The 14030-nt window shown below is 70.3% G+C and carries 11 protein-coding genes; 10 read left to right on the forward strand and 1 reads right to left on the reverse strand.

Annotated features, from left to right (window positions below):
* The first annotated feature begins 105 nt into the window (after nucleotides 1-105).
* From ftsZ to SFC76_RS07775, 3 genes are all read left to right on the forward strand, one after another.
* Nucleotides 106-1626, forward strand: a complete 1521-nt coding sequence (ftsZ, locus tag SFC76_RS07765; RefSeq protein WP_322848908.1) for a cell division protein FtsZ — start codon at nucleotides 106-108, stop codon at nucleotides 1624-1626.
* A 322-nt stretch (nucleotides 1627-1948) separates the two neighbouring features.
* Nucleotides 1949-4024, forward strand: coding sequence for a tetratricopeptide repeat protein (locus SFC76_RS07770; RefSeq protein ID WP_322848909.1), 2076 nt, complete (start codon nucleotides 1949-1951; stop codon nucleotides 4022-4024).
* On the forward strand, nucleotides 4021-5187 hold the full coding sequence (locus SFC76_RS07775; RefSeq protein WP_322848910.1) for a deoxyguanosinetriphosphate triphosphohydrolase: 1167 nt from the start codon (nucleotides 4021-4023) through the stop codon (nucleotides 5185-5187). The genes SFC76_RS07770 and SFC76_RS07775 overlap by 4 nt, the downstream gene beginning before the upstream one ends.
* 311 nt (nucleotides 5188-5498) lie before the next feature.
* On the opposite strand, the gene SFC76_RS07780 is transcribed toward SFC76_RS07775, so the two are convergent.
* Nucleotides 5499-5795 carry a hypothetical protein gene (locus SFC76_RS07780; protein ID WP_322848911.1) on the reverse strand — a complete coding sequence of 99 codons (297 nt, stop codon included), beginning with the start codon at nucleotides 5793-5795 and terminating at the stop codon, nucleotides 5499-5501.
* A 200-nt stretch (nucleotides 5796-5995) separates the two neighbouring features.
* On the opposite strand from SFC76_RS07780, the gene SFC76_RS07785 reads away from it, so the two are divergent.
* From SFC76_RS07785 to scpB, 7 genes are all read left to right on the forward strand, one after another.
* On the forward strand, nucleotides 5996-7483 hold the full coding sequence (locus tag SFC76_RS07785; protein WP_322848912.1) for a DUF1800 domain-containing protein: 1488 nt from the start codon (nucleotides 5996-5998) through the stop codon (nucleotides 7481-7483).
* A 4-nt stretch (nucleotides 7484-7487) separates the two neighbouring features.
* Nucleotides 7488-8636, forward strand: coding sequence for a DUF1501 domain-containing protein (locus SFC76_RS07790; RefSeq protein WP_322848913.1), 1149 nt, complete (start codon nucleotides 7488-7490; stop codon nucleotides 8634-8636).
* Nucleotides 8637-9026: 390 nt separating this feature from the next.
* Nucleotides 9027-10751: an arginine--tRNA ligase gene (gene argS, locus SFC76_RS07795; protein WP_322848914.1), complete on the forward strand. Its 1725-nt coding sequence runs from the start codon at nucleotides 9027-9029 to the stop codon at nucleotides 10749-10751.
* On the forward strand, nucleotides 10751-11467 hold the full coding sequence (locus SFC76_RS07800; protein ID WP_322848915.1) for an SPOR domain-containing protein: 717 nt from the start codon (nucleotides 10751-10753) through the stop codon (nucleotides 11465-11467). The genes argS and SFC76_RS07800 overlap by 1 nt, the downstream gene beginning before the upstream one ends.
* A gap of 248 nt (nucleotides 11468-11715) precedes the next feature.
* A complete protein-coding gene (locus SFC76_RS07805; RefSeq protein ID WP_322848916.1) occupies nucleotides 11716-12717 on the forward strand; it encodes a glycoside hydrolase family 3 N-terminal domain-containing protein in 1002 nt (333 codons plus the stop codon).
* Entirely contained in the window at nucleotides 12717-13442 is a 726-nt protein-coding gene (locus SFC76_RS07810; protein ID WP_322848917.1) for a ScpA family protein, read from the forward strand. The genes SFC76_RS07805 and SFC76_RS07810 overlap by 1 nt, the downstream gene beginning before the upstream one ends.
* On the forward strand, nucleotides 13439-14017 hold the full coding sequence (scpB, locus tag SFC76_RS07815; RefSeq protein WP_322848918.1) for an SMC-Scp complex subunit ScpB: 579 nt from the start codon (nucleotides 13439-13441) through the stop codon (nucleotides 14015-14017). The genes SFC76_RS07810 and scpB overlap by 4 nt, the downstream gene beginning before the upstream one ends.
* Nucleotides 14018-14030: the final 13 nt, after the last annotated feature.

The following is a 14030-nucleotide window of genomic DNA, read 5'->3' on the forward strand; positions in this document are numbered from 1 at the left end:
TGACGACGATTGCGCGTTTTCTGTGGCACCGCATGAGTCGTTGAGGCAAAAGGTTAAATCAGTGTCCCGGCGCGTTTACCCGGATGGGGCGGAGAAAGTTACGTCATGAGCATCGAATTCATCACTCCCGAGGTCGACGAGCTGACCCCCCGCATCGCCGTGATCGGTGTCGGCGGTGCCGGCGGCAACGCCATCGCCAACATGATGCGCGCCGACGTGCAGGGCGTCGACTTCCTCGTCGCCAATACCGACGCGCAGGCGCTGAAATCGTCGATCGCACCGCATCGCATCCAGCTCGGCGCGAAGATCACGCAGGGCCTCGGCGCCGGATCGCGTCCCGAGATCGGCCGCGCCGCGGCGGAAGAGACGATCGACGATCTCGCCAAGCGGCTGGAAGGCGCACACATGTGCTTCATCGCCGCCGGCATGGGCGGCGGCACCGGCACGGGTGCGGCGCCGGTGATCGCCAAGGCGGCGCGCGACATGGGCATCCTGACGGTCGGTGTCGTCACCAAGCCGTTCAGCTTCGAGGGCAACCGTCGCGCCAAGAGCGCCGACGGCGGCATCGAGGAACTGCAGAAGTACGTCGATACGCTGATCGTCATCCCCAACCAGAACCTGTTCCTGATCGCCAACGCCAACACGACGTTCAAGGAAGCGTTCGAGATGGCGGACGAGGTCCTGCAGCAGGGCGTCCGCGGCATCACCGACCTGATGGTCATGCCCGGCCTCATCAACCTCGACTTCGCCGACGTCCGCTCGGTGATGCAGGAGATGGGCAAGGCGATGATGGGCACCGGCGAAGCGTCGGGCGACAATCGCGCGCTCGAAGCGGCGCAGAAGGCGATCGCCAATCCGCTGCTCGACGGCGTCAGCATGCAGGGCGCCAAGGGCGTCATCATCTCGATCACCGGCGGCGACGACATGCGCCTGCTCGAAGTCGACGAAGCCGCGAATCACATCCGCGACCTGGTCGATCCCGATGCCAACATCATCTGGGGTTCGGCGTTCAATCCCGAGCTGGAAGGCCGCATCCGCGTGTCGGTGGTCGCCACCGGCATCGATTCGGACGCCAAGCCGGGTGCCGCGGCGCCCGCGCCGGAAGCCGCCAAGTCGTTCAGCTTCGGCATGGGCCGGAAGACCGACGACAGCACTTCGTTCCGCCCGACCGGCGCGACGACGCCCGAGGCTCCGGCTGCGCCGGCTGCCGCGCCTGCCCCGGCCGCGCCGCCCGCACCGCTCGACCTGCAACCCGCCGACGCGGTGAAGCCGGATGCGCGACCCGCCGCGAGCGATGACGAACTGGTGCTCGGTGCCGAGACGATCGTTCCCGCCGCGCCGCAGCCCCAGCCGCAACCGCAGCCCCGCGCTTATGGCGAAGAGCCCTATGCCGCACCGGCGCGCGCGCCGGCACCCGACGCCGCAGCCGGCCGCCGCCCGTGGATCGCCCCGGGCAGCGAGGCCGCCGCGCCCGACGCCGCACCGCAGCCGCGCGTCAAGCTCGGCGGGACGTTGTTCGAGCGCATGTCCAACGCCGCCCGCGGCCCGGCACGCGAAGAGGCGCCCGAGGACGGCAAGGACCCGATCGACATCCCCCGCTTCCTCCACCGCCAGAACAACCAGTAACGCTTAATTCCTCCCTCGCGCAGCGGGGGAGGGGGACCGCCCGGCGCAGCCGGGTGGTGGAGGGGGCGTTTCCACCTACGACGTAGTTCGCCGTATCCTCCCCCTCCGTCAGTGCTTCGCACTGCCACAGTGCCGGGTTGAACGGCCGGGGGCCGTTCAACCCGGCACTCCCTGGCGGGGGAGGAATATAGTTTTCTCCCATCTGAGCTTCCCCCACCGATGTTCGTCGCCGTTCAGCCTCCGTTCGCCGCGCGTCGCGTGATCGGACATTGCCGGTTCAGGAGCGCTCGGCTCTAGTCGCCGCGACCTCATGCGATTTCCGTTGTCCTCCTTTCTGGCGCCCGCCGCGCTCCTGCTGGCGACCGCGCCCGCCGCCCTGTTCGCGCAGGAGGTGGTGCAGGCGCTGCCCGGCACCACCGACGCCGACCGGCTCGCCGAGCAGATGCGCGCGCTCGCGTCCAATCCGCGCGATCTCAACGCGCTGATCGCCGCCGCCGATCTGTCGCTGTCGCTCGGCGATCTCAGCGGTGCCGCCTCGCTCTACGCGCGCGCCGAGAAGGTGTCGGTCGGCGATCCGCGCATCAAGGCCGGCGAGGGCGCGATCCTCGTCCGCTCCGAGCGCCCCGGCGAGGCGCTGCGCTATTTCTCGCAGGCCGAGGCCGCCGGCGCCGACGTGCGCCGCTTCGCCGGCGACCGCGGCCTCGCCTACGATCTGATCGGCCAGCAGGAGCGCGCGCAGCGCGACTATCGCCTCGCGCTCAAGACCGATCCCGACGACGAGATCGTCCGCCGCTACGCGCTGTCGCTGGGCATCTCGGGCAAGCGCGAACAGGCGCTCGAACAGCTCGACCCGCTGCTCCGCAAGACCGACCGCAGCGCCTGGCGCATCCGCGCCTTCATCCTGGCGATGGGCGGCGATCAGGCGGGTGCCGAGAAGATCGCGACCACCATGCTGCCGCCCGGCATGGCGCAGGGCCTGATCCCGTTCTTCCGCCGGCTGCCGGCGCTGCCCGCCGCCGACCGGGCGTTCGCGGTGCATTTCGGCGAGGTCCACACCACGCCGGAGCGGCTCGCCGATTCGCGCCTCGCGCCGATCCTGCCGCAGCTCGCGCCCGAGCCGGCACCGGTCGCGCTCGCCGCGGTGCAGCCCGCCGTCCAGCCCGGCAAGAAGGACCGGCGCCGCCGCGGCAGCCGCGATGGCGTCGCGCTCGCATCGAACACACGGGTGCCGGTCCAGCCGTCCGTCGCCACCCGCACGCCAACACCCGCGCCGACCTATCAGCAGGCGACCGCCGCGCTCGCCCGCGTCCAGCCGCTGCCGTCGCAGCCGCAGGGCGCACCGGTGACGCTCGCCAGCACGCCGACGCCATCGCCGACGCCCGCCCCGGTGACGGCATCCGCGCTGCCGCCGGTCCGGACGAGCACGCCGGCGGTGACGCAAGCCGCGCCCGTGCAACTCGCATCGGTCCAGCCGCGCCCGTCGTCGCCCGTAACGGCTATCACGAGCGTACCGACACCGACACCGACACCGGTCTACAGCGCAACGGCATCGGCAAGGCTTCCCGCGACCCCGGCACCTCAGCCCGGCTTCACCACCACGCCGGCACCGCAGGTCGCGGTGCAGCCCGCCACAGCCAACCCGGCACCCGGCTTCACCGCCGCCGCGTCGCCGTCGAGCACGCCGCCCGCGGCGACGCCGAGCCAGCCCGTGGTCACCGCGACGACCACGCCGCCGGCCAATTACAGCGCACCGCCGTCGCGCGCCGAGGCGGACAGCGTGCTCGCGCGCATCGTCGCCGGCCTGTCGATCCCGGCGTCCGAATTGGGCGTGACCGAGCCGGTCAAGCCCGCACCGCTCGCCGCGATCCCGCCCGCCGATACCGCCGCACGCGTGATCGCCGAGGCCAAGGCCAAGGAAGCGCGCGACGCCGCGGCGGAGAAGGCGCTGGCGGTTCAGGCCGCCGCCGAGAAGCGCGCCGCCGACCGCAAGGCCGCGACCGACAAGAAGGCGCTCGCTGCCAAGAAGCTCGCCGACGCGAAGAAGCTCGCCGATGCCAAGGAGGCCGCCGAGGAGAAGAAGGCCGCCGCCGAGGAAAAGCGCCTCGCCCGCGCCAATCCGGAACGCATCTGGGTACAGGTGGCCGGCGGCGCCAATGAGAACGATCTGCCCAAGGCCTATGCCGCGGTGAAGGCGAAGGCGCCGACGGTGTTCGCCGGCCGCAGCGCCTGGTCGACGCCGCTGCGCGCCACCAACCGCGTGCTCGTCGGCCCGTTCAAGACCGACGCCGAGGCGCGCAGCTTCGTCAACCAGCTCAAGAAGGAAGGCGTCGCGACCTTCACCTTCACCAGCGACCCCGGCCAGACCGTCACCAAATTACCGGCCGGCAGGGGTAAATGAGCCTGCGCGCGCCCTGGGCCTCGAACCCGGCGCGCAGCAAAGGTCGCCGTTACGAGGAACAGACCGGGACCGCCCGCGGTCCGCGCGACGATTTCCAGCGCGACCGCGACCGCATCATCCATTCGATCAGCTTCCGCCGCCTGCGTCACAAGACGCAGGTGTTCATGGCGCCCGATGGCGACCATTTCCGCGTCCGCCTGACCCACAGCCTCGAGGTCGCGCAGATCGGCCGGACCATCGCGCGCGTGCTCGGCCTCAACGAGGACCTTACCGAGGCGCTGTGCCTCGCACACGATATCGGCCACCCGCCGTTTGGTCATGCCGGCGAGGATGCGCTCAAGGTCGCGCTCGCCGATGCCGGCGGTTTCGATCACAACGGCCATACGTTGCGTGCGCTGACGCTGATCGAGCGGCCCTATCCGCGCTGGAACGGGCTCAATCTGACGTGGGAGACGCTGGAGGGGCTCGCCAAGCACAATGGCCCGGTCCGCCATCCCGGCTGGGCGCTACGCGAGGCGGATGCGCATTTCCCGCTCGATCTGACCAGCCACGCCAGCCTCGAGGCGCAGGTCGCGGCGATCGCCGACGACATCGCCTATGACAATCACGACATCGACGACGGGCTGCGCGCCGGGCTGCTGACGCTCGACCAGTTGCTCGCGGTGCCGATCGTCGCGCGCGGCTGGGCGGGGGCGTGTGCGCGCTTTCCCGATGTCGCGCCCAAGCGGCTGGCGAGCGAACTCGTCCGCAGCCAGATCGGCACGATGGTCAACGATCTGATTGACGAAACCCGCCGCCGCATCGCCGCCTCGGGCGTCACCAGCGCCGACGACGTTCGCGCGGCGGGGGAGGCATTGTGCGGCTTCTCACCGGCGATGCGCGAGGAGGAGCGCGACCTCAAGCGCTTCATGTACGCCAACCTCTACCACCATCCGCGCCAGCTCGCCGCCGCCGATACCGCCCACGGCATCGTCACCGGCCTGTTCGAGGCCTATCGCGCCGACCCAGCGGCGATGACCACCGAATGGGCCGAGGACGTGCCGCACGACGAACCCGGCCGCAGCCGCCACATCGCCGACTTCATCGCCGGCATGACCGACCGCTACGCCATCGCCCGCTATCGCGAACTGGTCGGCGCCATCGAATTGCCTGAAGGGTTTTAGGGAAGGAGCCATGCGCGGGAGAGGGGGCTCGATGACCGCAGACGGTCGAGCCCCGCGTCCCGTGGCCCACCGGGTGACGGAAGCGCATTCCCTCCCGGGACACGTCGACACCCAAGAAACGCCCCGCCAGTGCTCCTGCGAAGGCAGGAGCCCAGGGTTCCGAATGCCGTGAGCCGTTGCTCTGCTTGGCCCTCGCTTCCTGCTTCCGCAGGAACACTGCTGGGCATGCGCGGCGTGGTCGACCTTCGCGAAGGCTGTGCAGCGATCCGGGATGGCGGGCAGGGCAACCCCGCCCGCCGCCCGCCCGATACTTACCGCGACGCCAGCCGCGTCGGGCTCACCGCGCCGCGCGCATCGGCGGTGCGGAACGACACCGGCACGCCGTTGGCGGCACCGGTCACGCGGCTGCCGCGCACGACGAAGCGAAAACTTTCGCCGCCCAGAAGGCGACGGCCGCGGATCACGTGGCGGTCCGCCGACACGTCGGTCGCGGTGTAGACGTAGGTGCTCCCCTCGTGCTGGAACGTCCGTTCGGCATCGCGCGCCATAGCGCCGGTCGAGATGAGGGTGGCCGCCGCGACGGCCAGTAGGACAACAGTCTTGCGCATGATCGCCTCCCGCAGAGTGTATCGCGCTCGATCAGGTCCCCTCCGAACTTTCTGACGCTTGCTATATTGCAGTGCTGCAAGCCGCTCAAATGCAAATCCACAATGGACCGATTGTGCCGTACACAATCGATACGCCGCAACTGGCATAGTTCTGCGACATTTCGGACCTATCCTGCGCGTCCGGGAGCGAGGAGCATCGCATGTCTGAAGCGGCCATCGCATTGAATAGGTTCGGTTTAGGTGCCCGTGCGGACGAGTCGCCGCCGACCGACCCGCGCAACTGGCTGGCGACGCAGATCGCCGCCTACCAGACGACCCCCGCACCGATCGCCGCCGCGCCGACGAGTGCCAAGGTCGCCGCCGACCTCGCCGCCTATCAGGCGGTGCAACGCCAGATCCGCCAGACGCCGCCCCCGACCCCGGCCACGCCACCGATCGCCACCCCGCCGATGGCCACCCAGCCGATGACCGCGCCGTCGACGACACCGGCCGCCGCCCCGCGACGCGACGCCAAGCAGCTGGCGCGCGACACCGCCCAGCATGCCGCGCAACAGGATTACGCGGATCTGGTCGGCGCGCGCACCGCCGTGGCGATCGCCACGCCGACGCCCTTCGCCGAGCGGCTCGTCTGGTTCTGGTCGAATCACTTCGCCGTCTCGGCCGACAAGCTCGAACTCATCGGCCTGTCAGGTACACTGGAGATGGAGGCGATCCGCCCCCATGTCATGGGTCGCTTCGCCGACATGCTGTTCGCGGTCGAGCGCCATCCGGCGATGCTGCTCTATCTCGATCAGGCGGTGTCGGTCGGTCCCGACAGTCCGGTCGGCGCGAGGGCCGCCGCGCGTGGCCAGCGCAAGGTCGGGCTCAACGAAAATCTCGCGCGCGAGATCATGGAGCTGCACACGCTCGGCGTCCGCACCGGCTATACCCAGGCCGACGTCACCGAATTCGCCCGCGCGATGACCGGCTGGACGGTCGGCGTGATCGGCGGCGGCCCGGCCGCGCGCTTCGTCGCCGATCGGCCGCCGGGCAGCTTCGCCTTCGTGCCCGACATCCACCAGCCCGGCACGCGCACGATCCTCGGCAAGACCTATCCGGCGGGCGAGGAGGGGCAGGCCCGCGCCGCGCTCGCCGATTTCGCCGTCCACCTCGCGACCGCGCGCCATATCGCCACCAAGCTCGCCCGCCATTTCGCCGGCGACGCGCCGCCGCCGGCGATGGTCGCGCGGCTGGAAACGGCGTTCCGCCGCTCGAACGGCGATCTGCCCACCGTCTATCGCGCGCTGATCGCCTCGCCCGAGGCGTGGCGGCCGGCGCCGGCCAAGTTCAAGACGCCGTGGGAATGGGCGGTCTCCAGCTACCGCGCGCTCGGCCTCGCCGACGTCAAGCCGCAGGCGGTGCAGGGCCTGCTCAACCAATTGGGCCAGCCGGTGTGGAAGCCCGGCCAGCCCATCGGTTACGACGACACCGCGCCGAGCTGGGCCGGTCCCGATGCGGTGATGCGCCGCGTCGAGGCGGCGGAGCGCTTCGCCGCGCGCTCGGGCGCGACGATCGATGCGCGCGCGCTCGCGCCGCGGCTGTTCCCCGATGCGGTCTCGCCCGCGACGACGCAGGCGCTCGCCCGCGCCGAAAGCCCCGGGCAGGCGCTCGCGCTCCTGCTCGTCTCACCCGAAATGATGCGGAGGTAAGATCATGGATCGTCGCTCCTTCCTCGCCGCCGGCGGCCTCGGCCTGCTCGGCAGTTTCGCGCCGCGTATGGCCTTCGCCAAGGCGGCGACCGCCAAGCGCTTCGTCTTCATCATCCAGCGCGGTGCGGCGGACGGGCTCGGCACGATCGGCGCGGTCGGCGATCCCGCCTTCGTCGGCGCGCGCGGCGACCTCGCCGCCGACCTGACCTCGGGTACGAAGCTCGATGCGATGTTCGCGCTCCATCCGGCGATGGCCAACGCCGCCGCGCTTTATGGCAAGGGGCAGGCGCTGTTCGCGCATGCGATCGCCTCGCCCTATCGCGACCGCTCGCATTTCGACGGCCAGAACGTGCTCGAAACCGGCGGCATCGGCGCGTACCAGCTCAAGGACGGCTGGATGAACCGCCTGCTCGGCGTCGTTCCCACCGACGATGCGAAGGCGATCGCGATCGCCGCCACCGTGCCGATGGCCTTGCGCGGCCGCCGCGAGGTGGCGAGCTACGCGCCCTCGTCGCTGCCCGATGCGTCGGACGACCTGCTCGCTCGGGTAACGCAGCTTTATCAAGGCGATGCGCAGCTCCACGGGCTGTGGAACGAGGCGATGCAGACGCGCCAGCTGACCGGCGACCTAACCCGCGACAACGGCCGCAACGCCGCCGCGACCGGTGCGCTGGCGGCGCGGCTGCTCGCGCCGGCGAACGGCGCGCGCATCGCGACGATCGAGACCGGCGGCTGGGACACGCATGCCGGCCAGCGCGGCCGCCTCGCGACGCAGCTCAAGGGGCTCGATGCGATGCTCGGCGCGCTCCAGGCGGGGCTCGGCCCGGTCTGGGAGGATACTTTGGTGCTGGTCGCCACCGAATTCGGCCGCACCGTCGCGATCAACGGCACCGGCGGTACCGATCACGGCACCGGCACCGCGGCGATGCTGTTCGGCGGCGCGGTCCGCGGCGGCCGCGTCCTCGCCGACTGGCCCGGTCTCGCCCCCGCCAGCCTCTACGAAGCGCGCGACCTCAAGCCGACGACGCCGCTCGACGCCTTCATCGGCGGCGCGGTCGCCGACCATTTCGCGGTCGAGCCGCCCCGCGCCATGGCCGCGCTGTTCCCGGCGAGCGCGAAGACGGCGGCGATCGAGGGATTGCTGCGGGTGTGAGAGGCCGGCTGTCCTACATGCATTCCCTTTGCTAGATTAGCATCGACGCTCTTTTAAATTCCTCCCCCGCCAGGGGGAGGTGGCGCGGCGAAGCCGTGACGGAGGGGGAGGTAAGCGATGTCTTCGGTTGCCGTATCCTCCCCCTCCGTCAGGCCTACGGCCTGCCACCTCCCCCTGGCGGGGGAGGAATGCTCTATAACCCTGAACGTCGGTCTCGCCTCGACGTGGCGCATCGACCGATCAGTGCAGGAACGGAAACGATCACCCCCGATCGTTTCCATTAAGGTGTCCATCTTGTCCATGTCGTCCAACACGCCATGGTGCAGCGCAGCTATTTGTACCTACCCCGCTTGTGAGCTAGAGCAGGGGACTTTCGCCGAACGGACGCTCATGACGCTTTACACCCGCTTCGCCGCGCATGTCGCCGCGGCTCTCGACACGCTGACCGCGGCCGGCACGTTGCCCGCCGACCTCGACCGCAAGAACGTGACCGTCGAGCCGCCGCGCGACGTCACCCATGGCGATCTCGCCACCAACGCCGCGATGGTCCTCGCCAAGCCCGCCAAGCTCAACCCGCGGGCGCTCGGCGAGGCGCTCGCCGCCGAACTCGCCAGGCTCGACGACGTCGCCGAGGCGAGCGTCGCCGGCCCCGGCTTCATCAACCTACGTCTCACCGATGCGGCATGGCGCGACGAACTCGCGCAGATCCAGGCGGCGGGCGACGATTACGGCCGCTCGACGCTGGGGCAGGGGGTGAGCGTCAACGTCGAATACGTCTCCGCCAACCCGACCGGCCCGATGCACATGGGCCATTGCCGCGGCGCCGTCGTCGGCGATGCGCTCGCCGCGTTGCTCGAATTCGCCGGCCACAAGGTCATCCGCGAATATTACGTCAACGACGCCGGCGGTCAGGTCGACGTGCTCGCCCGCTCCGCGCACCTGCGCTACCGCGAGGCGCTCGGCGAGACGATCGCGATCCCCGAGGGGCTCTACCCCGGCGACTATCTCGTCCCCGTCGGGCAGGAGCTCGCCGCCGAATTCGGCGGCCGCTACGTCGATGCGCCGGAAGGCGAATGGCTGGCGCTGTTCCGCACCCGCGCGGTCGCGGCGATGCTGGTGATGATCCGCGCGGATCTCGCGCTGCTCGGCATCCACCACGACCTGTTCTCGTCCGAGGCGGAGTTGCAGGCCGCCGGCAAGCCCGAGGCGGCCGAGGCGGAGTTGCGGTCGCGCGGCCTCGTCTACGACGGCGTGCTGGAAGCGCCCAAGGGCGAGACACCCGAGGATTGGGAACCGGTCGAGCTGCCGCTGTTCCGCTCGACCCAGTTCGGCGACGATCAGGATCGGCCGATCAAGAAGTCGAACGGCCAATGGACCTATTTCGGCGCCGACCTCGCCTATCATTTCCAGAAGAGCCAGTCCGCCGACCAGCTCATCGACATCTGGGGCGCCGACCATGCCGGCACCGTCAAGCGCATCCAGGCCGCGGTCGCCGCGCTGACCGGCGGCAAGACGCGCTTCGACGTCAAGCTCGTCCAGATGGTACGGCTGCTGCGCGGCGGCGAGCCCGTCAAGATGTCGAAGCGCGCCGGCAATTTCGTCACGCTCGCCGACGTGGTGCGCGAGGTCGGCAAGGACGTCGTCCGCTTCACGATGCTGACCCGTCGCTCCGACGCGCAGATGGACTTCGACTTCGCCAAGGTGGTCGAGGCGTCGAAGGACAATCCGGTCTTCTACGTCCAGTATGCGCACGCCCGCGTCGCCTCGCTGCACCGCCGCGCCGAGGAGGCGGGGATCACCGCGCGTACCGCCGATCTGTCCCGGCTTGATACGGAGGAGCTGGCGCTGGTGAAGCTCGCCGCGCAATTCCCACGCATCGTCGAGACCGCCGCCACGGCGCGCGAGCCGCATAGAATTGCGTTCTATCTGTATGACTTAGCTGCCGCTTTCCACGCTTTGTGGAACGTCGGCAACGACCGGCCCGACCGTCGCTTCCTGGTGGTCGACGATCATGATGCCACCGCGGCGCGTCTGTTCTTGGCGACGGCGATCGCACAGATTATCCGTAACGGGCTGAGCATCATGGGTGTGGTCGCGGTTTCGGAGATGAAGTGATGGGGGACGGACTGGATCTGCGCGACGAGGATCGCCTGCCGTGGCTCGAAACCGTCGAGCCCGACGAGGAACAGGGTGCGCCGATCGGCAAGACGATCGCGCTGGTCGTCGTCGGGCTTGCCGTGCTCGCGCTCATCATCTTCGGCATCTACAAGCTGCAGACCCGCGCCACCGCGGACGGCCAGCTGATCGCGGCGCAGGACGGTGATTACAAGGTCAAGCCCGACGAGCCCGGCGGCCTCAAGGTCAAGGGCGAGGGCGATGCCGCGATTGCGACCAGCGCGGGCAAGGCGGGCAACGGCTCGATCGACCTCAATGCGGTGCCGGAAAAGCCGATCGACGGCCATCGCGTCACGCCGACCGCCAAGACCGCCGGCCCCGGCGGCAGCAACGCGGTCGCGCAGGTGCCCGCATCGAGCGGCAAGCTCGTCGCCGCGGAGCCGGTCAGCGTCCAGCGCAAGCCCGCGGCGACCGGCGCCAGCGGCTCGCTGGTCCAGCTCGGCGCCTATCCCAGCGAGGCGCTGGCGAACAGCGCATGGGACGGTTTCTCCAAGCGCTTCAGCTATTTGGCACCACTTGGCAAGTCGGTGCAATCGGTCGCCACCGGCGGCCGCACCCTCTACCGCCTGCGCGTCAACGCCGGCAGCGCCAACCAGGCCGCGGACATCTGCGGCCGCCTGCGCGTCGCGGGCGAAAGCTGCTTCGTCGCAAGCTGAGGGGGCCTAAAGTCCTCCCTCGCGTCAGCGGGGGAGGGGGACCGCGGCCGCAGGCCGTGGTGGAGGGGGCGCTTCCGCAGACGACACGGTTCGCCGCATCCTCCCCCTCCGTCACCGCTTCGCGGCGCCACCTCCCCCTGGCGGGGGAGGACTTAGCAACCAGCTTTGAACGCCACTCCTCCCCCTGGCGGGGGACGACTGAGGCCCCGACCCTCGCATCTTGCGCACACCCGCGCTAACCGTGGCGCATGAAGCCCGTCATCTTCGGCATCGCCGGTCTCGCCCTCACCCCCGACGAACGCGCCTTCTTCGCCGAGGCGGACCCCGCCGGCTATATCCTCTTCAAGCGCAACATCCGCGACCGCGAACAGGTCCGCGCCCTCACCGACGCGCTCCGGGACCTCTCCGGCCGCGCCGACCTGCCGATCCTGATCGACCAGGAGGGCGGTCGCGTCGCGCGCATGGGGCCGCCCGAATGGCCCGCCTTTCCCGGCGGCCCCGCCTTCGCCGCGCTCTACGAAACCGCGCCGATGTCGGCGATCCAGGCGATGCGCGCCAACGGCCAAGCGCTGGGCCTGATGCTTGCCGAGGTGGGCATCAGCGTCGATTGTGCCCCGATTATCGACGTTGCGCAGCCCGACACGACCGAGGCGATCACCTGCCGCGCTTATGGTGCCGAGCCGATGCAGGTCGCCGCGCTCGGCCGCGCGATGCTGGAGGGGCTGGCGGCCGGCGGCGTCGTCGGCGTCGTCAAGCACATGCCCGGCCACGGCCGCGCGCGGGTCGACAGCCACCATCTCCTGCCCACCGTCACTGCCGACGCGGCGGCGCTGGAGGTCGACCTGGAACCGTTCCGCACGTTGGCGCAGGCGCCGATGGGCATGACCTCGCACATCGTCTTCGAGGCCTGGGACCGCGACCGCCCGGCGACGTTGTCGCCGATCGTCATCGAACAGGTGATCCGCGGCGCGATCGGCTTCGACGGACTGCTGATGACCGACGACATCGACATGAAGGCGCTGTCCGGCACCGCCGGCGAGAAAGCGGCGGGTGCAATCGCCGCCGGTTGCGACGTCGTCCTCGATTGCTGGGCGCGGATGGACGAGATGGTCGAGATCGCCGGCCGGCTCGGCCCGATCGGCGATGCCGCCCGCGCGCGCCTCGATCGCGCGATGGCGAGCGTCGGCGCGCCCGAGGGCGACATCGACGCATTGATCGCGCAACGCGACGCGTTTCTCGCCCTGGTCTGATGGCCGAACCCGAACAGCTCACGCTCGATCTGGAGGGGTGGGAGGGGCCGCTCGACCTGCTGCTGACGCTGGCGCGCGCGCAGAAGGTCGATTTGCGCAAGCTGTCGATCCTCGCGCTGGTCGAGCAATATCTGCGCTACATGCAGCAGCGGCAGACGCTGCAACTGGAAGTCGCCGCCGACTATCTCGTGATGGCGGCATGGCTCGCCTATCTCAAATCGGCGCTGCTGCTGCCGCGCGATCCCGAGCAGGAGCCGGACCCCGAGGAGCTGGCGCTGCGGCTGCAACTGCGCCTCGAACGGCTCGCCGCGATGCGCGAGGCGGGCGCGCGACTGATGGCGCGCGACCGGCTGGGCCGCGACGTCTTCCTGCGGCCCGCGCCGGAGGGGCTGCGGACGATCCGCCACGCCCGGTGGCAGGCGGATATCTACGACCTCATCGCCGCCTACGGCCGGGTCAGCGCGCGCACCCGCCCGGTGATGCACGTCGTCGCCGATCGCGAGGTGATGACGCTGGAGGCGGCGCTGGAGCGCGTCTCGCGGCTGGTCGGCGTGCACCTCGACTGGGCGACGCTGGAGAGCTTCCTGCCCGACGGGTCCGGCCGGCTGCGCAAGTCGGCGCTTGCCTCGTCCTTCCTCGCCGCGCTCGAACTCGCCAAACAGGGCAGGGTGGAACTGCGCCAATCGGCGCCATTCGCCCCGCTCTACGTCAGGGCAATGCGATGACGCCCCCCGACGATGCGGTGCGCGCGGTCGAGGCGCTGCTGTTCGCCGCGGCCGAGCCGCTCGGCGTCGATTCGATCCGCGCCTATGTCGGCGACGTCGACGTGCGGTCGGCGCTCGCGCGGCTCGAACGCGATTACGCCGGCCGCGGCATCGCCTTGGTCCGCCGCGGCGACCGCTGGCATTTCGAAACCGCGCCCGATCTCGCGCATCTGCTCCGCCGCGATCGCGAGGAGACGCGCCGGCTGAGCCGCGCCGGTATCGAGACGCTGGCGATCATCGCCTATCACGAGCCCGTCACCCGTGCCGAGATCGAGGCGATCCGCGGCGTCGCGACCGCCAAGGGCACGCTCGACGTCCTGCTGGAGGCAGGCTGGGTGCGCCCGGCGGGGCGGCGCGAGCTGCCGGGCCGCCCGCTGCTCTATGCGACCACGCCGGGCTTCCTCGATCATTTCGGACTGGCCAGCCGCCGCGATCTGCCCGGTATCGACGACCTGCGCGCCGCCGGCCTGCTCGATCCGCTCGACCTTGCGCTGGAGGAAGCATTGGAGGTGGCAAAGGACGCCGATAGCGATTAGATAAGAGGACATT

The sequence above is a fragment of the Sphingomonas sp. CD22 genome (assembly GCF_034556155.1).
Taxonomy (GTDB): domain Bacteria; phylum Pseudomonadota; class Alphaproteobacteria; order Sphingomonadales; family Sphingomonadaceae; genus Sphingomonas.

What these genes read in the sequence shown, in the direction of transcription:
- ftsZ (WP_322848908.1), top strand. Translation starts at nt 106, where the DNA reads ATGAGCATCGAATTCATCACTCCCGAGGTCGACGAGCTGACCCCCCGC.
- SFC76_RS07805 (WP_322848916.1), top strand. Translation starts at nt 11,716, where the DNA reads ATGAAGCCCGTCATCTTCGGCATCGCCGGTCTCGCCCTCACCCCCGAC.
- SFC76_RS07780 (WP_322848911.1), bottom strand. Translation starts at nt 5,795, where the DNA reads ATGCGCAAGACTGTTGTCCTACTGGCCGTCGCGGCGGCCACCCTCATC.
- SFC76_RS07790 (WP_322848913.1), top strand. Translation starts at nt 7,488, where the DNA reads ATGGATCGTCGCTCCTTCCTCGCCGCCGGCGGCCTCGGCCTGCTCGGC.
- SFC76_RS07800 (WP_322848915.1), top strand. Translation starts at nt 10,751, where the DNA reads ATGGGGGACGGACTGGATCTGCGCGACGAGGATCGCCTGCCGTGGCTC.
- argS (WP_322848914.1), top strand. Translation starts at nt 9,027, where the DNA reads ATGACGCTTTACACCCGCTTCGCCGCGCATGTCGCCGCGGCTCTCGAC.
- scpB (WP_322848918.1), top strand. Translation starts at nt 13,439, where the DNA reads ATGACGCCCCCCGACGATGCGGTGCGCGCGGTCGAGGCGCTGCTGTTC.
- SFC76_RS07775 (WP_322848910.1), top strand. Translation starts at nt 4,021, where the DNA reads ATGAGCCTGCGCGCGCCCTGGGCCTCGAACCCGGCGCGCAGCAAAGGT.
- SFC76_RS07810 (WP_322848917.1), top strand. Translation starts at nt 12,717, where the DNA reads ATGGCCGAACCCGAACAGCTCACGCTCGATCTGGAGGGGTGGGAGGGG.
- SFC76_RS07785 (WP_322848912.1), top strand. Translation starts at nt 5,996, where the DNA reads ATGTCTGAAGCGGCCATCGCATTGAATAGGTTCGGTTTAGGTGCCCGT.